At 56.0% G+C, this 17,152-nt stretch carries 17 protein-coding genes and 4 pseudogenes; 15 read left to right on the forward strand and 6 right to left on the reverse strand.

What is annotated here, in order from left to right; all coding sequences use genetic code 11:
* Positions 1-10: 10 nt before the first annotated feature.
* Genes PKE98_RS19735 through PKE98_RS19745 form a run of 3 tightly spaced genes read right to left on the reverse strand, consistent with a single transcriptional unit; the run spans position 11 to position 3,657 of the window.
* Positions 11-3,004, reverse strand: coding sequence for a Tn3 family transposase (locus PKE98_RS19735; protein WP_271197030.1), 2,994 nt, complete (start codon positions 3,002-3,004; stop codon positions 11-13).
* Positions 3,005-3,007: 3 nt separating this feature from the next.
* Positions 3,008-3,418, reverse strand: coding sequence for a putative toxin-antitoxin system toxin component, PIN family (locus PKE98_RS19740; protein ID WP_032489630.1), 411 nt, complete (start codon positions 3,416-3,418; stop codon positions 3,008-3,010).
* Positions 3,418-3,657, reverse strand: coding sequence for a ribbon-helix-helix domain-containing protein (locus PKE98_RS19745; protein ID WP_039594173.1), 240 nt, complete (start codon positions 3,655-3,657; stop codon positions 3,418-3,420). Before PKE98_RS19745 ends, PKE98_RS19740 begins: the two co-directional genes overlap by 1 nt.
* 201 nt (positions 3,658-3,858) lie before the next feature.
* On the opposite strand from PKE98_RS19745, the gene PKE98_RS19750 reads away from it, so the two are divergent.
* From PKE98_RS19750 to PKE98_RS19765, 4 genes are all read left to right on the forward strand, one after another.
* Positions 3,859-4,494, forward strand: coding sequence for a recombinase family protein (locus PKE98_RS19750; RefSeq protein ID WP_271197031.1), 636 nt, complete (start codon positions 3,859-3,861; stop codon positions 4,492-4,494).
* Positions 4,495-4,568: 74 nt separating this feature from the next.
* Positions 4,569-5,816: a tyrosine-type recombinase/integrase gene (locus tag PKE98_RS19755; protein ID WP_271197032.1), complete on the forward strand. Its 1,248-nt coding sequence runs from the start codon at positions 4,569-4,571 to the stop codon at positions 5,814-5,816.
* Positions 5,813-6,745, forward strand: a complete 933-nt coding sequence (locus PKE98_RS19760) for a tyrosine-type recombinase/integrase (RefSeq protein WP_271197033.1) — start codon at positions 5,813-5,815, stop codon at positions 6,743-6,745. Before PKE98_RS19755 ends, PKE98_RS19760 begins: the two co-directional genes overlap by 4 nt.
* Positions 6,738-7,688, forward strand: coding sequence for a tyrosine-type recombinase/integrase (locus PKE98_RS19765; protein WP_271197034.1), 951 nt, complete (start codon positions 6,738-6,740; stop codon positions 7,686-7,688). The genes PKE98_RS19760 and PKE98_RS19765 overlap by 8 nt, the downstream gene beginning before the upstream one ends.
* Here PKE98_RS19765 and PKE98_RS19770 read toward each other — a convergent pair.
* Positions 7,607-8,107, reverse strand: coding sequence for a hypothetical protein (locus tag PKE98_RS19770; RefSeq protein WP_271197035.1), 501 nt, complete (start codon positions 8,105-8,107; stop codon positions 7,607-7,609). The genes PKE98_RS19765 and PKE98_RS19770 overlap by 82 nt on opposite strands.
* Positions 8,108-8,279: 172 nt before the next feature.
* On the opposite strand from PKE98_RS19770, the gene PKE98_RS19775 reads away from it, so the two are divergent.
* Entirely contained in the window at positions 8,280-8,480 is a 201-nt protein-coding gene (locus PKE98_RS19775) for a site-specific integrase (RefSeq protein WP_271197036.1), read from the forward strand.
* A gap of 87 nt (positions 8,481-8,567) precedes the next feature.
* Here the strand turns inward: PKE98_RS19775 and PKE98_RS19780 are convergent.
* Positions 8,568-8,663 (reverse strand): annotated as a pseudogene (locus tag PKE98_RS19780) (IS66 family transposase); the annotation flags it as partial.
* Between the two features lie 81 nt (positions 8,664-8,744).
* Here PKE98_RS19780 and tnpB point away from each other — a divergent pair.
* Both tnpB and PKE98_RS19790 read left to right on the forward strand, forming a co-directional pair.
* Positions 8,745-9,104, forward strand: a complete 360-nt coding sequence (gene tnpB, locus PKE98_RS19785) for an IS66 family insertion sequence element accessory protein TnpB (RefSeq protein WP_271197037.1) — start codon at positions 8,745-8,747, stop codon at positions 9,102-9,104.
* Positions 9,105-9,122: 18 nt separating this feature from the next.
* Positions 9,123-9,830 (forward strand): annotated as a pseudogene (locus PKE98_RS19790) (transposase); the annotation flags it as partial.
* On the opposite strand, the gene PKE98_RS19795 reads toward PKE98_RS19790, so the two are convergent.
* On the reverse strand, positions 9,816-10,505 hold the full coding sequence (locus tag PKE98_RS19795) for a tyrosine-type recombinase/integrase (RefSeq protein WP_271197051.1): 690 nt from the start codon (positions 10,503-10,505) through the stop codon (positions 9,816-9,818). The pseudogene PKE98_RS19790 and the gene PKE98_RS19795 sit on opposite strands and share 15 nt — an antisense overlap.
* Before the next feature lie 21 nt (positions 10,506-10,526).
* Between PKE98_RS19795 and PKE98_RS19800 the strand changes: the two genes are divergently transcribed.
* From PKE98_RS19800 to PKE98_RS19840, 8 genes and pseudogenes are all read left to right on the forward strand, one after another.
* Complete coding sequence (locus PKE98_RS19800; protein ID WP_271197052.1) at positions 10,527-10,667, forward strand: hypothetical protein; 141 nt, start codon at positions 10,527-10,529, stop codon at positions 10,665-10,667.
* 272 nt (positions 10,668-10,939) lie between these two features.
* Positions 10,940-11,128 (forward strand): annotated as a pseudogene (locus PKE98_RS19805) (transposase domain-containing protein); the annotation flags it as partial.
* 27 nt (positions 11,129-11,155) lie between these two features.
* Positions 11,156-11,323, forward strand: a pseudogene (locus PKE98_RS19810) (IS66 family transposase); the annotation flags it as partial.
* A gap of 303 nt (positions 11,324-11,626) precedes the next feature.
* Positions 11,627-12,829, forward strand: coding sequence for an alkane 1-monooxygenase (locus PKE98_RS19815; protein WP_271197038.1), 1,203 nt, complete (start codon positions 11,627-11,629; stop codon positions 12,827-12,829).
* 160 nt (positions 12,830-12,989) lie between these two features.
* Positions 12,990-13,376 (forward strand): rubredoxin, encoded by a 387-nt coding sequence (locus tag PKE98_RS27215; RefSeq protein WP_373877888.1) that lies wholly within the window; start codon positions 12,990-12,992, stop codon positions 13,374-13,376.
* Between the two features lie 43 nt (positions 13,377-13,419).
* Positions 13,420-13,950 carry a rubredoxin gene (locus PKE98_RS27220; protein ID WP_373877889.1) on the forward strand — a complete coding sequence of 177 codons (531 nt, stop codon included), beginning with the start codon at positions 13,420-13,422 and terminating at the stop codon, positions 13,948-13,950.
* Between the two features lie 32 nt (positions 13,951-13,982).
* Complete coding sequence (locus PKE98_RS19835; protein WP_271197039.1) at positions 13,983-15,434, forward strand: aldehyde dehydrogenase family protein; 1,452 nt, start codon at positions 13,983-13,985, stop codon at positions 15,432-15,434.
* A gap of 40 nt (positions 15,435-15,474) precedes the next feature.
* Entirely contained in the window at positions 15,475-17,133 is a 1,659-nt protein-coding gene (locus PKE98_RS19840; protein WP_271197040.1) for a GMC family oxidoreductase, read from the forward strand.
* Positions 17,134-17,152: the final 19 nt, after the last annotated feature.

Below are 17,152 nucleotides of genomic sequence, written 5' to 3' on the forward strand. Positions count from 1 at the left end.
CCCGTTCAGATCACAGATCGTCGTCTGGATTGCGCAGCGGCCGCAGTTCGCCGCGCGCGACTTCTTCCGGCACCGCGAACGAATACCGCCCAAGCATGTTGATGTGCTCGTAGATCAGCGGTGATAGCCGGGCCAAATCCTCTTCCAGCACCGGGTAGCCGTGCTGCTTGAGGCGTTCCACGGCCGCTGTCATGTAGAGGGTATTCCACAGCACGATGATGTTCACCACCAGGCCCAGAGCGCCGAGCTGGTCTTCCTGGCCTTCGCGGTAGCGCTGACGTAGCTCGCCGCGTTTGCCGTGGAACACGGCGCGGGCCAAGCTGTGCCGACCTTCACCCCGGTTCAACTGGGTCAGGGTGGCGCGGCGCTTGGACTCGTCGTCGATGTAGGTCAGCGTGTGCAGGGTCTTCTCGATCCGTCCGAATTCGGCCAGCGCCTGGGCTAATCGAGTGGGGCGATCCCCGGTTTGCAAGGTGCGCATGATGCCGGTGGCCGGTACCCGGCCGAGCTTGAGCGAGCCGGCCAAGCGCAGCAGATCGTCCCAGTGTTCGGCGATCAGGTCGAGTTTGACCGACTGGCGGGCCAGCCCGTTGAGCTTGCCGTAGTCCGCGTCCGGGCGCGTGCGCCAGAAGCGGGTACCGCCGACATCGGCCAGCCGCGGACTGAAGTGATAGCCAAGCAGGCGGAACAGCCCGAACACCACATCGCTGTAGGCCCCGGTGTCGGTCATGATTTGCGTCGGCTGCAATTCGGTCTGCTGTTCCAGCACGACCGCCAGCAGTACCAGGCTGTCGCGCAGGGTACCGGGCACGGTGATGGCATTGAGGCCGGAGAACTGGTCGGAAATCAGGTTGTACCAGGTGACGCCCCGGCCGGTACCGAAATACTTCGGGTTGGGGCCGGCATGCACGGTGCGCACCGGCACGACGAAGCGCATGCCATCGGCGGAGGCGACCTCACCACCACCCCAGACCTGAGCCAGCTCCAGTTGGCTTTGCGCACCCACCAGAATGGCGTTAGCCGCTGACAGGGTGTCGTCACGGATATAGTTCTGGCTGACCCAGGACAGTCGGTCACGGCGCAACGCCGGATTGTCGTTGCGGATCAAGGGTTCCAGGCCGGTGTTGCAGGCCCCGCCCAGCAGCACCGCGCAGAGGCTGGTGATCAGGTTGTCGGCCCGTGCATTGCGTTCGGACACATGGCTGAACGCTTCGGCGAAGCCGGTGCGGGCGGCGATTTCCAAGAGGATTTCCGGCAGATCGACACGCGGCATCAAGTCGGCCACGGCCGCACGCAGTTGCAGCAACGAGTTGGGCTCGTCCAGCTTGTCCAGCGCGCCGAGCGACAGTTCGGTCTTGCCCTCGGTGTTCTCGCTCAGTTGGATCGCGGGGTTGTCGGGCAGGCGTGCGGCCACCGCCTGCCAGGTCGCATCCAGTTCCGCGCTCAGCGCGTCCAGGGTGGTGCCGGCGTCGATGGTCAGGCCCAGCGAACGGCAGATGATCGGCCGCGCCGCCAGCCATTCGGCCCCGTCGAGCAGGCCGAGGCGCGGATCGGAATAGCGCCAACTGGGCGAGACGAAGACATCGCGGCGGCGTAGCGCGGTACGCAGGGCATCGAGCGTGCAGAACACATAGGCGCCCATGTCGAGGGAACCATCTTCGCGGGTGATGTGCTTCTGCCAGCCCTTGGCCACGATCTCCTGCGGCGCATCATCCTCCGGTTTCCTACGGGGCAGGTTCAGTTGCAACCAGTCGAGGCTGGCGGTCACACCCTTGCCGGCCGGGCTGAAGCCAAAGCGGATGTGCTTGAGCAGATCAGGCAGGAAGCGGCGCACACTGCGGTAACGCTCTTCCAGTGCGAGGAAGTACACGTCATCGACCGGACGGATCAGCGCGTTGACCTCTTCCAGAGCCTTTTCCAGGGTAGTCCTCGGCAGGTCGTTAAACAGCCGGGCGCGCACGCTGTCATCGCTGATCGAGCTATCCAGCACGACCTTGCACGCGGCGGCGAGTGTCGCGGCCGCCCGATCCAGGTCTTTCAGGCTGCGCATGCGCGCCTTCTTGTCAGCCTTTTCCGCATTGCTGAACAGATCGCGCAGCAGCGCTTCCAGAACCTCCAGGGCGTCGTCGTGCGCCGTCGCCTCCAGACAGAGCGCGAAGGCCACCAACGTCGCCATCCGCCGCGATGCCGGCAGCCGATTGATGGCCGTGACCTTGGCGGTATTGGCGAAGCGGGCCAGGGCCGCGATACGACTGGGCGGGATGTGCGCCGCCGCCGGCAAGCTGATCCCAATGCCACGCACGTCATCGAGCCGACGTAGCGACCGGATCAGCGCGGGGCCACTGACCATCACCGGGCCGGAGCGCAGTTGATCCAGCCGGGAATAGCGGTTGCCTTCGGCCACCGTCAGCAAGTCTTGCAGTTGCAGTCGCTGTTCCTCGGTCACGCTGCGGCCCAGCGTGAGCCAGAGGCGTTCTTCGACCCGGCTACGCAGTTGGGCGATGAAGCGTTCCAGTTGAGAAACGCCAGGCAGGAGGACTTTGTGGGTCAGCAGCCAGGTAGAGGCGCGCTCAAACAGCACACCAGGCCGGTCGGTGCCCGTCCAGCAAAGCGCATAGAGCCAACGACTCAAGCGGAAGCCGACACCAGGGTCAGTAAAATGGCGATAGCCATAACGTTCTTGGATATCGGCCGCATGTATCCAACGGCGATGATCGCTATAGCGCTGAAGGCAGTCAGGATCGGCGATTACCAGCTGGCGACAAAGCACATGTAGGACTTCCACTGGCACGGCGGTGGGCTTGTCCGGCAAAACGCCCACGAAGCGGACGGTGGTCAGCAGAACTGCATAACCCAGGCGGTTATGGTTACCCCGCAGCACCTGGACGGCTTCACGGTCTTCATCGCTCAGGTGGAAGTAACGTTCCAGTTCTTCACGGCTGGGGGCATCGACATAGCGGCCAAAACCGTCGCGTTGCTCCTGAGTCAGAAAACCGACCGGCATCGATCACAGCACCTCGGCGCAGAACACGGCGGGCGTGACGATCCGCGTGCGCTCGATGTGCCCGCGTTGCAGCAGGCCAGCGCGGCGATCACCGGTCACCAGGTAGTCCGCATCGCCTGCCAAGGCCATGGCCAGCAGAAACGAGTCATCCGGATCATCGGCTTCGACCTCGATGGTCAAACGCTCCAGTACCACAGCCCGTTGCAGGTTATTGATCATGGCTCCCACTTTGGCGGGCTGAAGAATGGCCTGGAGCTTGGGGTAGCGGCTGGCCCGGCGAATTTCATCGAGCTGCATCCGCGAGGTCACCACCTCGAAACGCGAGGCGCGCCAGGCACGGTAGATCGCATCGGGCGCGCCATGCGGCGAGATCAGGGCGCTGAACAGGATGTTGGTATCCAACACGACCCGCATCAGCGCTTACGTGCCCAGGCGAGTGCTTCGTCAACCGCGTCGGTCAATTCTGCCTCGCTCAGATGGGCATTGGCGGCCTTGGCCTGCTCTGCGCTCAGTTCCAGGATGTGGGCGCGTACTGCCTCTTCGATGAAGCGCGACAAGTCGCCTTTCCGGCCACCGCCCTGGCTGGCCAGAAACATCCGAAGCGACTGGTCGGTGTCGGCCGAGACGGCGACATTCCAGCGAATGGTATTCATGGCGTTCTCCGCTAATAGGTGTTTGTGTGTTTATACGCCAATCGCAAAGGGCGATGCAATGGTTCGACAAAACGAAGGTTTTGCCGAACTCTATCGAGGAATGGCTCGGTTCGTTAACCTCCCCGCGCTACGGTTCAAATAACTGGTACGCTTTATCAAAGTTCTACTATCACTAACGCAGTCGAGTAAACGGTACTTTTGATGAAGATCGGTTATGCACGGGTGAGCACTCGGGATCAGAAAGCCGACCTCCAGGTCGATGCCCTGAAACAGGCAGGGTGCGAACGCATCTACCAAGACATCGCCAGCGGCGCGAAAAGCGCCCGGCCGGAGCTGGACAAGCTGCTGGCCAACGTACGGGCGGGCGATGCCGTGGTGATCTGGAAGCTGGATCGCTTGGGGCGCTCGCTCAAGCACCTGGTCGAACTGGTCGGCGAGCTGGCAGAGCGTAAGGTCGGCTTGCAGAGCCTGAATGACCCAATCGACACCACCCACGCCCAAGGTCGCCTGGTGTTCAACCTGTTCGCCTCCCTGGCCGAGTTCGAGCGCGAGCTGATCCGCGAACGCACCCAGGCGGGTTTGTCGGCCGCACGGGCGCGGGGCCGAATCGGCGGACGTCCCAAGGGCCTGCCAGCCAAAGCCGAGGCCACCGCCATGGCTGCGGAAACTCTGTACCGCGAGGGCCGACTGAGCGTCAGCGCCATCGGCGAGAAGCTGCACATCTCCAAGAGCACGCTGTACAGCTACCTACGGCACCGGGGCGTCAAGATCGGCGCATACCAAAAGAGCGCCCGGTTATGTGGCGCCCGGGCGGGGAAGTATTGCCACCCTTGGTGATGGCCGTTTTCTACGCCACATAAATCGGTGGTGGCTATGGTGGGATCTCCCTTGTTGAAACAGGAGATCCGATCATGTTCGAGCTCTTATTCAAATACCCTGCTGTGTTAGCGCGCCATCGAGAAGGGCCGTTGGCCGAAGACCGGGAAAAATTTCTTCAGCACTGTGCCGATCAAGGAATGGCACACGGCACTCTGCTTCGGGTGGCACGTGAGCTGTTGGTGATCGCCCGGCACGTCGATGTCGGCGCACAGGAGCCGGTCACTCCCCTGCAAATCGAGGCGGCGGCAGGTTGCTGGGGCGATTTGCAGCGACGACGAGGCCGCAGCACGGGCTCCCGGTGGTCATCGGAACTGTTCGTTCGGACTGCCACCAACTGGCTGCGCTTCCTGGGACGCCTGGCGGCGTCTGAGCCGATACGAACGGCTCATACGGCACTGATTGAGTCCTTTGCCGCAGATTTGTCGGAGGCTCGGGGCTTGTCCTCGCATACGATAAAGAGTCGCTGCTGGCATACCGAGGCGTTCCTCAATGGGCTCAGAGCGCAGGACCGCGCCCTTGGTGAGGTGACGGTTGAGGATGTGGATGCCTTTTTGCAACGTCGAGGCAAGGAGGGCTGGAAGCGAGTTTCCGTCGCCACTTGTGCAGCCGCCTTGCGATCGTTCTTTCGCTACGCCGAGCAACGGGGCTGGTGTGCCCTCGGCATTGCCGCCGGCATTGCGGGTCCGCGCGTGTTCAAGGACGAAGGGCTTCCGGTTGGACCGGACTGGGCCGATGTCCAACGCCTGATCGGTGACGCCCGTGGAGATTGCGCTCGCGACATCCGCGACACGACGATCCTGATGTTGTTCGCCATCTACGGGTTTCGCAGCGGTGAAGTGGCGGGGCTTCGTCTCGATGACGTGAACTGGACCGAGGACCGGATTGACCTGTCACGCCCGAAGCAGCGGCACCGCCAGGCGTATCCCCTCCTGCCGTCAGTGGGTGAGGCGATCCTGCGCTACGTGGAGCAGATCCGGCCGCACAGTCCTTGTCGTGAAATCTTCCTGACCTTGCGTGCACCGTTTCGAGCGCTCTCCGCCAGTGGCCTGTATCACGTGGTCAGAAGCCGCCTGGAAACACTCGGGATTCGGAGCCTGCGGCGGGGACCGCATGCGCTGCGCCACGCCTGTGCCGGGCGTCTCGTAGCCCAAGGGCTGTCGCTGAAGGAAATTGGCGATCATTTGGGCCACCGCAGCGCCGATGCAACTCGGACCTACGCCAAGGTCGATGTCGTTGGGTTGCGTGAAGTCGCGCAGTTCAATCTGGGAGATCTGCTATGAAACTCGCGGACGCTGTTGCCCGATACGTTGAACATAAACAGTCAATGGGGATGCGGTTTCACACCGAGCGGCGAACGCTGAAATCGTTCTGCCAGTGGCTCGGGGAGACCGACCTTGCCCAGATCGAGCCGGATCCGGTCCGTGCCTTCCTGGCCGGTACGGGCCCCGTCACCCGCTTCTGGCAACGCAAGCACGAGGTGCTGGCCGGTTTCTATCGCTTCGCGGTCGCCCGCGGATACGTGACCAACTCGCCGCTGCCGAGGACCGTGCCGAAGCCGTCTCAGCACTTTGTCCCCTACATCTTCTCGCTTGCCGAACTCAAGCGGCTCCTGGATGCCACTGAATCGTGCGAGCATTCGCGCGGTGCCATGACGGCCGCCACCTGCCGAACACTTCTCCTGCTGCTTTATGGCACAGGTCTGCGGATCAGCGAAGCGCTGTCGCTCACACTGGCGGACGTCGATCTGGATCGTGCGTTCTTGGTGGTTCGCGAGAGCAAGTTCTATAAGACCCGGTTGTTGCCGATCGGCCCGGATCTGCAAGGGATCCTGAGTCAGTATCTGGCTCGACGCCCAGGCGATCGGGCCGCCGACTCGCGATTCATCGTTTCGCGCACGGGGACCGCCGTTTCACGGGCGGCGGCCGAAGGCACCTTCTGCCGGCTGCGGCAGCATGCGAACGTGCTGCGTCACGATGATGCTCGCTATCAGCCGAGGTTGCATGACATAAGGCATACCTTTGCCGTTCATCGGCTGGTGTCTTGGTATCGCGCCGGCGCTGACGTGCAACGTCTCTTGCCGCATCTGGCTACCTACCTTGGCCACGTCAATATCGCCGCGACTCAACGGTATCTGACGCTGACTCCGGAGTTACTCGGCGAGGCGAGCGAGCGCTTCGAACGCTACGCCATGGGAGGACATCATGACTGACGTCTTGCTGCTCGGACCCTGGATCCGACGCTTTCTGCTGGAGCACCTGGTTGGCGAGCGGAACCTCGCACGCAATACGCAACTCAGCTATCGCGACGCACTCAGCCTGCTCCTGCCGTTCGCCGCCCGCGAACTTAACCGGTCCGTCGATCGACTGACCGTCCTGGATCTCTCGGTCGATCTTGTCCGCCAATTTCTGACTGACCTCGAGACTTCCCGGCACTGCGCGATTCCGACCCGCAACCAGCGGCTCGCCGCGATTCACGCCTTTGCCCGTTTCGTGGGCGAACACAGCCTGGAACACATCGCCTGGTGTGGGCAGATTCGTTTACTGCCGTTCAAGAGGACGACGCGCGCAGCCATCGCCTATCTCGATCAACCGGAAATGGATGCACTGCTTGCCGCGCCTGATCGCCGTACTGCCCAAGGAAGCCGGGAGTACGTGCTGCTCCTGTTTCTCTACAATTCGGGCGCGCGCGCAGACGAGGCCGCCAAACTGCAGATCCGGGACATCAACGTCGCCGCCTCGTCGGTTCGCATCCTGGGCAAAGGCGGGAAGGTGCGGCACTGTCCGCTGTGGCCGCGCACCCTGCGCGCGCTTGGCGAGCTGATCGGCGAGCGCGCCGGTGTCGAACCGGTGTTCCTCAACCGCCGCGGTTGCGCGATCACCCGCTTCGGCATCCACACCTTGGTCGAACGCAGCGCGCGCAAGGCACAAGTTAGCGCGCCCTCGATGGCCAACAAGCGGGTCAGTCCACACACCATTCGCCATACAACAGCCTGCCATCTGCTTCGTGCCGGCGTTGACATCAACACGATCCGGGGATGGCTTGGGCACGCTTCGCTGGACACCACCAATGTTTACGCCGAGATCGACCTGGAGATGAAGGCGGGGCCCTCGCCAAACTGGTGCTTAAGAAAATCCCGGACGAACGGCACGTAGTTGATGATCGTTGCCGTGACCAAACCACGTGCTTCGCACAAATACTGCGCATAGTCTTGGGCACAGCGCTCAACTGCGGTCAGTCGGGCGGGCTCGACCTTCTCCTTGGGAATCACGCCTTCACCACGCAGAAAGGTAATGAGGTGTTGCAGCACCGCCGTATCACCGCGACCAGGGCGCAGATGCCGGGTGCGATCACGTAAATACTCAACAGCGTGCGCACTGCAGATGCTTTGCACCTGGATTCCGCTTTGCCCTAGCCATCGACTGAAACCTGCAGCGATCCGGACGTGCCGCCTCAGCGAAAAGGCGCGGTACCCCTGTTCGCCCACGAAGTTCGCAAATGACGCAAGGTGTGCCGCCACAGGCCCTTCAGGCAGCCGCGATAAAACGACTTGCTCATGGATGAAGTAGGTCATGATCGACTCCTCTCCCCGAATGACGGGGGTTGCTGAGAGGAGTCCAGATTATCTTTCTCTAGGCTGCCGCAAGTACTTGATAAATCAGGAGCTGATAACAGGACAAGACATAGTCAGGAAGGGTAGATAGTGCCGTCTATGTCTTCAGCGACATAGGCGGCATACGACGGCCATGCACCTTCTGCAGGCCGGAGTGGACATCACCGTCATCGCGCTATGGTTGGGCCACGAAAGCCCGGTCACCACCCACGGTTATGTTGAGGCTGACCTGGCCATGAAGGAACGTGCGCTTGCCACCATCGGCCCACCCGAAACCAAGCGCACGCGCTATCGTCCGACTGACGCCCTGCTGAAGTTTCTGGAAAGTCTCTGAAATTATGCAAAGTCGGCAGTGGTTGGCGGCCAGGCGCGCCGCCATCCACTGCTGCATACCCGACATAATTTCCGACTGCGGATAATTGCGGCCGATGACGAAGGGCCGGATGGCCCGCTCGGCAGCGTTGTTGTCGATCGGCAGGTGTCCGGCCTCGATGTAGCGTTCAAGCCGGCTCCAGTGTAAGCGCTCCATAAACCCCACCTTCAAATGAACCGATAGCCCGCCGATGCTGAGCTCCCGATTTCTTTCTGGAGCCAGCTCATGATGCGTCCCGATCCCAAGGTCAAAGCCGTTTACCTCTACCCCAAGCCGGTCGATTTCCGTAAATCCATAAACGGTCTGGCGGCCCTGGTCGAGCTGGATATCAAGGTTGCGGTGTTCGACCCGGTGCTATTCGTCTTTCTCAACCGCACGCGCAGCCAAGTGAAAATTCTGTACTGGCATCGCAACGGCTTCTGTCTGTGGCTCAAGCGCTTGGAGGCCGAGCGGTTCAAGACCAAACCGGATGCGGGTGACGAAGCCATCGAGCTGACTGTTCGGGAACTGAACCAGCTACTGGAGGGGATCGACCTCTGGGGTAACCAACCGCACAAGGTGCTGACGCCACGTTTCGTCACCTGAGTCGGTATAATCCACGGCATGATTTCTGTGCCCGAAACCCTTCCTGACGACCCCGTCGCACTCAAGCAACTGCTCGCGGAGGTGCTGTCGTCGGCGCAGGAATTGGCCAAGGACAAGGACGGACAGATCGAGCACCTACGCGAACAGAACGCGCTGCTGATCCAGCGCCTGTTCGGCCGTAAATCCGAGCAGAGTGCCGACCCGGATTCGCAGCAGCTGGAGTTCTTCAACGAGGCCGAAAGCCTGGCCGAAGCCGCGCCTGAAGCCGCTACCGAAGAGATCGAGGAAGAGGTCGTCGCGCCGGCCAAGCGCCGTGGCAAGCGCAAGCCGTTGCCGGCTGAACTGCCTCGCGTCGAAGTCGTCCACGAACTGCCCGAACACGAACTGACCTGCGAGTGCGGCTGCCGCAAGCAGCCCATCGGTGAAGAAACCAGCGAACAGTTGGAGATCATCCCGATGCAGGTGCGGGTGATCCGCCATATCCGCAAAACCTACGCCTGCAAGGCCTGCGAAGCAGCGCCGGTCACTGCCGACAAACCGGCCCAGCTGATCGAAAAAAGCCTGGCCAGCCCCAGCGTGCTGGCGATGTTGCTGAGCACCAAGTATGTCGACGCAATTCCGCTGTATCGCTTCGAAAAGATGCTCAGCCGCCACGGCATCGACATCCCCCGGCAGACCTTGGCGCGCTGGGTGATCCAGTGCGGCGCGCAGTTACAACCCTTGATAGCGGGCAATCGCCTCACCGGCGGGCACTGGAAGGGGCAATTGCTGCACGCGTTTGCTCTTGCTAGTGCCGATCGTAAGCGTGCCGTTGCGCCAGTCGACCGATTGCAGTGTCAGGTGGGCCACTTCATCGCCACGCAAGCCGAGGTCAAGCAGGCAGCGTGCGATGGCGTAATCACGCAGTTCGACCGGATTTGAGCAATCGAACGCCTTGAGAAACGCCGCCAACTGGGCGTCCGAGAGCGCCTTGGGCAAGGTGGCATGCCGCCAGTCCGCGACTCTCGGGAGGCTAGCCGAGAGTGCGTCGGTCGACTCCCCCAGCAAGGCACGGAAACGAAAATAGCTACGCAAACTGTTGCACCCTGCCCGCAGCGAGGCCGGTCGCAAGCGCGGGATCAAGGTAGCTACAAATGCATCAATCTGGGCAACGGACAGTGGCGATAGGACAAGCGGCTCGGCTCCGAAGCAGTTAGCGAGAAGTGCCCCGACGTCTTTGCATCGACGAGCATTTGTTTGGGGGGCCACGCCGCAGATGTTCTGAAGATAATCGCCAAACCGGTCAAGCTCAGTTGTGATCGGATCATCTGTGGATGATTTCACTGGTCGCCGTTGTGCCAGCAGCTTCAGCAAGTGCCGGAGTGCCGCCCGGGTATTGACCGTGCCGGAATGCAGCGACATAGAACAGGTACAGGCAGGTAAATGCTCGCGTACGAAGCGCTCGGTGAGCACTGCGTCAATGCTCTCCACACACAGCGCTTTGGCCTTCATCCACTGGCCGAAGTGGGCCAGAGCATGCAGATAGAGGCCGATCGTGCGCTTAGCGTAGCGCTGGACAAGTAGGGCTTCGAGGTAAGGAACGACCGTGGCGCTGAGCGGGCTGTCGTTGAGCTCGTTGCGGCAAGAAAGTCTCGCCAGGTATTGATCCGTAGGCATGGTGTGCTCCTGTAGAGGGGGACGGGCTCTACAGAAAACCACCGAAAATTATGGCGTGTCCGAAACGCGCCGGGAGACCCGGACAGCAGGTGGACTATGCGATCACGAAACCGGGCACGGGCGAACTGAGCATAATTTCCGACTGCGGATAATTCTTATTATGCCAATCTTGGCAGAACCGCAAAAATTGGCTGTTTACTGGTTCAGAGCGCGCCGGCCGTCGCGCCGCAGCCATCCAGAGCCTGCTGGCCACTGCCAAACTGAATGGCATCGAGCCCGCCGCCTGGCTCAAGGATACGCTGGAGAAGCTGCCCACCTGGCCCAACAGCCGAATCGATGAGCTATTGCCACTCGGCTCCTCAACCTGAGTAAAGGGGGGCGGCTGGACGCTTACCGTGCCGATGAAAATCTGCGTGATCAAACATGTGCGTAAGGTCTACGCCTGCCGTGGCTGTGAAACCGCGCTGGTCACTGCTGAAAAACCGGTGCAACTGATCGAAAAGAGCATGGCCAGCCCCAGCGTTTTAGCGATGTTGCTGACCACCAAATACGTCGATGGCCTATAGCGACCGGTCAGTTTTCAGTCGGCAGAACAGCCCCTACTGGTCAGTTTTCGGTCAGCGGCAACAGGCCCTAAACCAGTGTCCAGAATTCGTTGGCCGCAACAGTCTGTGCGGGGGTGGGCAGGTGACTGCCATTCCTACCGTGACCCAAAGAACTACACCAATGGGTAGTTGAGGCGAGCTAGGGTGGGTGCGATTTTGACCATGTCAGATGTGGGCGGAGGTGGCTGATATTTACCTGTTGGGGTAGGAGCCAGGCTGTGTGGTGCTCGCAAAGACTTATTGAAAAATAGGAGAATAAAAATGATTGAAAAAAATAACGTTCTGGATTTAGTTCCAGAATACGTGGACAAAAAGAAATATTTTTGGATGCTTTCAACTCTCTGGCCGGCAACTCCGATGATTGGGATCTGGCTTGCCAATGAGACAGGGTGGGGTGTTTTTTATGGTCTAGTCCTAGCTGTATGGTACGGGTTTCTTCCATTGCTTGATGCGGCATTCGGTGAGGACTTTAACAATCCACCTGAAGAGGTAGTCGAGAAGCTGGAGAAGGAACGTTACTATCGGATTTTAACCTATCTAACAGTTCCAATGCATTACGCAGCACTAATCGTGTCTGCTTGGTGGGTCGGGACTCAGCCTATGTCGTGGTTCGAAATCGGCGCGCTAGCCTTGTCACTGGGCATCGTGAATGGTCTAGCACTTAATACTGGTCATGAGTTGGGTCACAAAAAAGAAGCATTTGATCGTTGGATGGCGAAAATTGTTCTGGCTGTTGTGGGGTACGGACATTTCTTTATTGAGCACAATAAAGGCCATCACCGTGATGTTGCTACACCGATGGATCCTGCGACGTCACGTATGGGGGAAAATATTTATAAATTTTCGACCCGTGAAATTCCAGGGGCGTTTCGCCGTGCGTGGGGACTTGAGGAGCAACGCCTTTCGCGCCGCGGGCAAAGCGTTTGGAGCTTAGAGAACGAGATTCTCCAACCAATGGTTATCACCGTTATCCTCTACACTCTCCTCCTTGCTTTCTTTGGTCCGAAAATGCTGGTGTTTCTTCCAATCCAGTTGGCCTTTGGATGGTGGCAGTTGACCAGCGCCAACTATATTGAACATTACGGTTTGCTGCGTGAAAGAATGGCAGATGGGCGATATGAACATCAAAAGCCACATCACTCTTGGAACAGTAATCACATCGTCTCGAATCTAGTTCTGTTCCACCTTCAGCGTCACTCTGACCATCACGCGCACCCAACTCGTTCATACCAATCATTACGTGATTTCCCAGGCCTACCTGCACTCCCGACTGGTTACCCCGGTGTATTTCTCATGGCAATGATCCCTCAGTGGTTTCGGTCGGTCATGGATCCTAAAGTGGTGAATTGGGCAAATGGCGACCTGAGCAAGATTCAAATTGACGACTCAATGCGTGCAGAGTACATGAAGAAATTTGCTCATGTTGAGGCTAGTGATAATCAAGGCGCAAAAGCAACGGTGTAATAGATGCCTTGATGGTCAGTTCTACAGTTGAAAGTGCCGGCAGGTTTAGGTTTTTGAATCTGTCGGCAGCACCCGATAACAGTATTTTCGAGAGTTTGGCTTGTGCTGTGTATACGCAGGTCGACGGACCTCGAACACAGGCTCTACAAGAGGGGGAATAATGGCTAAGTACCAGTGTCCAGACTGTCAGTATATCTATGATGAATGTAGAGGGGAGCCGCACGAAGGGTTTAAGCCCAGTACTACGTGGGATGAAATTCCCGAAGATTGGGCCTGCCCAGACTGTGCCGTTCGAGACAAAGTTGACTTTAAGATAATTTGGGATCCGCAGTGCGAGCTCGTACAACAAGAGAGCAACTATCCTGGAGTTAAAAATGAAAATCACGCTGCTGAATATATTTTATTAGATCTCAAAAAGACCAGTCCTGAACCAAAAAATAAGGCTGAAAAAATAAGTTTGGCCGATGAGCTTGAAGTGGTCACCATAAATCAGCGGCAAAGCCAAACGCAAGCTGTACGTAGGTCTTCCGCAAAGAAAAAAAAATAATGAACATCCTTTAAGGGTGGAGTTAATTAATAGGGTGATAAACATGGCTAGCTATAAGTGTCCAGATTGTAAATATATTTATGATGAAAGTAAGGGTGAGCCGCATGAAGGGTTTGCTCCAAATACTCTTTGGGTTGCCATTCCTGAAGAATGGTGTTGTCCAGATTGCGCCGTTCGAGACAAGCTAGATTTTGTAATGATTGAGGGGATCGCAGGGGAGGTAAATATCAGTCCAAGCAGTACTCTATCCGGTCTGAATAAAATGGGTGGTTCTGATGTAAACGCTGGAATATCAAATGCGACGATGATCGTAGAGAGCGCGCTTGACGTTGCAGTTGCAGAGCAGAAACTAGAAGGACAAAGTAAGCCACAGGTAACTAAACCACAGAGCGGAGCAGCATTACTTAAATGGATCTGTATTACTTGCGGCCATATATATGACGAGGAGTTAGGTGACGAGGTCGAGGGATTTGCTCCAGGTACTCGTTTTGAGGATATCCCTAATGACTGGTGCTGTCCGGATTGCGGGGCCACTAAAGAAGACTATGTGCTCTATCAAGAAAAATCAGCCTAATACATTTAAAGTTCTTCAGGAAAATAATAAAAATGAATATGCACACTGGGCTAGCTGGGTACAGTTCAAATACTGAAAGAAACTCGATAATTGAAATATTTAATTCGCAAAAAAAGGCAAGTAGCGCTCGCCGGGGGACACTTAGCTTAGCAGAGCGCATGGCTGCTCTTGATGTACTTAAAGAAATAATTCAGCGGCGTGAGTCAGAAATTATCGCTGCACTTGCGGCAGATTTCCGTAAGCCGGCGAGCGAGGTAAAGCTGACAGAAATATTTCCGGTATTGCAAGAAATAAGTCACGTAAAACACAACCTGAAAACCTGGATGAAGCCACGAAGGGTGAGGGCAGCACTTAGTGTGCTGGGCACCAAAGCACGACTTTGTTTCGAGCCAAAGGGGGTTTGTTTAATCATTGCGCCTTGGAACTATCCCTTCAATCTTAGTTTTGGCCCACTTGTCTCTGCGCTGGCAGCTGGCAATAGCGTTATTATAAAGCCATCTGAGTTGACCCCGCATACTGCTCAGTTGATAGGCTCTATCATTCGGGAAGCCTTTTCCGCGGATTTAGTCGCTGTGGTGGAGGGCGACGCCACTGTTTCTCAAGAGCTGTTGGCGCTACCATTTGACCATATCTTCTTTACAGGTAGCCCGCGAGTTGGGAAATTAGTAATGCAAGCCGCAGCGAAAACACTGGCTTCGGTTACGTTGGAGCTAGGCGGAAAGTCCCCAACGATTATTGGCCCGACAGCAAACTTAAAAAAAGCTGCTCGTAACATTGTCTGGGGAAAGTTTTCGAATAATGGACAGACATGCATCGCGCCTGACCATGTATTTGTGCACAAAAGTATAGCCCATGATTTTAATAAAATCATCATAAAAGAAATTATGCGGGTTTATGGAAAAGATTTTGAGGCGCAAAAGAAATCGCCGGACTATTGTAGGATTGTAAGTGATCAACACTTCAATAGACTCTACGATCTCATAGGTGACGCAAAAGCAAAAGGAGCGGAAATTTTACAGGGAGGTGATATTGATGCGCAGGAAAGATTTGTAGCGCCAACTTTAATATCTAAAATAACTCCGGAGATGGATATTTCGCGAGAGGAAATATTCGGTCCATTACTGCCTATTATTGAATATGATGATATAGACTATGTGGTTAATCAGATACGCGATAACCCTAAGCCTCTGGCGCTTTATATTTTCTCTGAAGATATAAGATTTGCTCAAGATATTGTGGCTCGCACGAGTTCTGGGTCAGTTGGAATAAATCTAAGTGTCGTTCAATTTTTGCATCCCAATCTTCCTTTTGGTGGGGTTAATAATAGCGGTATTGGCAGTGCTCATGGGTTTTATGGTTTTCAGGCTTTTTCACACGAGAAGCCAACTCTGCAGGATAAGTTATCAATTACACACTTGTTGTTTCCCCCTTATACGGAAAAGGTTAAGCGATTAATTAGCATGACGGTAAGGTACTTGAGCTGAAGTGGTACTGCGATATTTTTCTTTTAGGGATAACATGAATATGTATGATTATATAATTGTTGGTGCTGGATCCGCTGGATGTGTTCTCGCTAATCGCCTTTCAGCCGATCCGTTGAAGCGTGTTTGCTTACTTGAGGCAGGGCCGCGAGATACAAACCCGTTAATTCATATGCCGCTAGGTATTGCTTTACTTTCTAATAGTAAAAAACTTAACTGGGCATTTCAAACTGCACCGCAGCAACACCTTAATGAGCGCAGTCTATTTTGGCCCCGAGGGAAAACGCTAGGTGGTTCAAGTTCGATCAATGCGATGGTCTATATCCGGGGGCATGAGAATGATTACCATGCTTGGGAGCGCGCGGGGGGGGCTTATTGGGGATGGAACCGTGCTTTAGAGTTGTTCAAAACACTTGAGCGCAACCAGCGGTTTGATAAATCAAACTACCATGGTACGAGCGGAGAATTGGTTGTTAGTGATTTAAAGGATATAAATCCACTGAGCAAATCATTTGTCCAAGCTGGTATGGAGGCTAAAATTAGCTTCAACGGTGATTTTAACGGTGCTCACCAAGAGGGCGTAGGTTTTTATCAGGTAACCCAAAAGCATGGGCAACGCTGGAGCTCCGCTCGTGCATTCTTGCATGATGCGATTGATCGACCTAATCTAGATATCATTACTGAAGCGCATGCTACAAAAATACTTTTCGAAAATCGTAAGGCAGTAGGGGTGTCTTATATAAAACGCAATATGAATCATCAGGTTAAGACCACAAATAGCGGTGAGGTGATTCTTTCTCTTGGTGCGGTCAACACACCTCAACTTTTAATGCTGTCTGGAGTTGGTCCGGCAGCCGAGCTTAAGGAGCATGGCATTACCCTAGTACACGACCTTCCTGAAGTTGGACAAAATCTTCAAGACCACTTAGATATTACTCTGATGTGCGCTGCAAATTCCAAAGCACCGATAGGCGTGGCGTTCTCTTTTATACCTCGTGCGGTTGTAGGTTTATTTTCCTATATTTTTAAGCGTAAGGGGTTTCTGACGAGCAATGTGGCAGAGTCAGGTGGCTTTGTGAAAAGCTCTCCTGAACGTGATCGACCTAATCTTCAGTTTCACTTCCTGCCAACCTATTTAAAGGATCACGGTCGTAAAATAGCTGTTGGTTATGGTTACACGCTACACATATGTGATCTTTTACCTAAAAGTCGAGGGCGGATTGGTCTTAAAAGTGCTAACCCTCTGGATGATCCACTAATTGCTCCCAATTATCTTAGTGACCCTGAAGATATTAAAACTATGATTGCTGGCATTAAGATTGGCCGCGCTATCTTTAAGGCCCCATCCATGGCTCAGCATTTTAAACGGGAAATAGTCCCTGGTCCTGCTGTTGCTAGCGATGATGAAATAGTTGCAGATATTCGTAGTAGAGCTGAGACGATTTATCATCCAGTAGGTACTTGTAGAATGGGTAAAGATCCATCGTCAGTTGTTGATCCAAGCCTGAAAGTGCGTGGATTAACAAATCTAAGAGTTGTTGATGCGTCCATTATGCCGAATCTAGTCGCCGGGAATACAAACGCTCCGACGATTATGATTGCTGAAAATGCTGCGGAAATAATTTTGCGGAAAATTGATATGGATTCATCGGATGCGAGCATTAATTTTAGACACAATAATTTATCGCCAGAACTGCTTTAGCGTTGGTTTTCACTCAATG

The organism is Pseudomonas turukhanskensis (assembly GCF_027922365.1).
Taxonomy (GTDB): Bacteria; Pseudomonadota; Gammaproteobacteria; order Pseudomonadales; family Pseudomonadaceae; genus Aquipseudomonas; species Aquipseudomonas turukhanskensis.

What these genes read in the sequence shown, in the direction of transcription:
- PKE98_RS19735 (WP_271197030.1), bottom strand. Translation starts at nt 3,004, where the DNA reads ATGCCGGTCGGTTTTCTGACTCAGGAGCAACGCGACGGTTTTGGCCGC.
- PKE98_RS19740 (WP_032489630.1), bottom strand. Translation starts at nt 3,418, where the DNA reads ATGCGGGTCGTGTTGGATACCAACATCCTGTTCAGCGCCCTGATCTCG.
- PKE98_RS19745 (WP_039594173.1), bottom strand. Translation starts at nt 3,657, where the DNA reads ATGAATACCATTCGCTGGAATGTCGCCGTCTCGGCCGACACCGACCAG.
- PKE98_RS19750 (WP_271197031.1), top strand. Translation starts at nt 3,859, where the DNA reads ATGAAGATCGGTTATGCACGGGTGAGCACTCGGGATCAGAAAGCCGAC.
- PKE98_RS19755 (WP_271197032.1), top strand. Translation starts at nt 4,569, where the DNA reads ATGTTCGAGCTCTTATTCAAATACCCTGCTGTGTTAGCGCGCCATCGA.
- PKE98_RS19760 (WP_271197033.1), top strand. Translation starts at nt 5,813, where the DNA reads ATGAAACTCGCGGACGCTGTTGCCCGATACGTTGAACATAAACAGTCA.
- PKE98_RS19765 (WP_271197034.1), top strand. Translation starts at nt 6,738, where the DNA reads ATGACTGACGTCTTGCTGCTCGGACCCTGGATCCGACGCTTTCTGCTG.
- PKE98_RS19770 (WP_271197035.1), bottom strand. Translation starts at nt 8,107, where the DNA reads ATGACCTACTTCATCCATGAGCAAGTCGTTTTATCGCGGCTGCCTGAA.
- PKE98_RS19775 (WP_271197036.1), top strand. Translation starts at nt 8,280, where the DNA reads ATGCACCTTCTGCAGGCCGGAGTGGACATCACCGTCATCGCGCTATGG.
- tnpB (WP_271197037.1), top strand. Translation starts at nt 8,745, where the DNA reads ATGATGCGTCCCGATCCCAAGGTCAAAGCCGTTTACCTCTACCCCAAG.
- PKE98_RS19795 (WP_271197051.1), bottom strand. Translation starts at nt 10,505, where the DNA reads ATGTCGCTGCATTCCGGCACGGTCAATACCCGGGCGGCACTCCGGCAC.
- PKE98_RS19800 (WP_271197052.1), top strand. Translation starts at nt 10,527, where the DNA reads ATGCTCGCGTACGAAGCGCTCGGTGAGCACTGCGTCAATGCTCTCCAC.
- PKE98_RS19815 (WP_271197038.1), top strand. Translation starts at nt 11,627, where the DNA reads ATGATTGAAAAAAATAACGTTCTGGATTTAGTTCCAGAATACGTGGAC.
- PKE98_RS27215 (WP_373877888.1), top strand. Translation starts at nt 12,990, where the DNA reads ATGGCTAAGTACCAGTGTCCAGACTGTCAGTATATCTATGATGAATGT.
- PKE98_RS27220 (WP_373877889.1), top strand. Translation starts at nt 13,420, where the DNA reads ATGGCTAGCTATAAGTGTCCAGATTGTAAATATATTTATGATGAAAGT.
- PKE98_RS19835 (WP_271197039.1), top strand. Translation starts at nt 13,983, where the DNA reads ATGAATATGCACACTGGGCTAGCTGGGTACAGTTCAAATACTGAAAGA.
- PKE98_RS19840 (WP_271197040.1), top strand. Translation starts at nt 15,475, where the DNA reads ATGTATGATTATATAATTGTTGGTGCTGGATCCGCTGGATGTGTTCTC.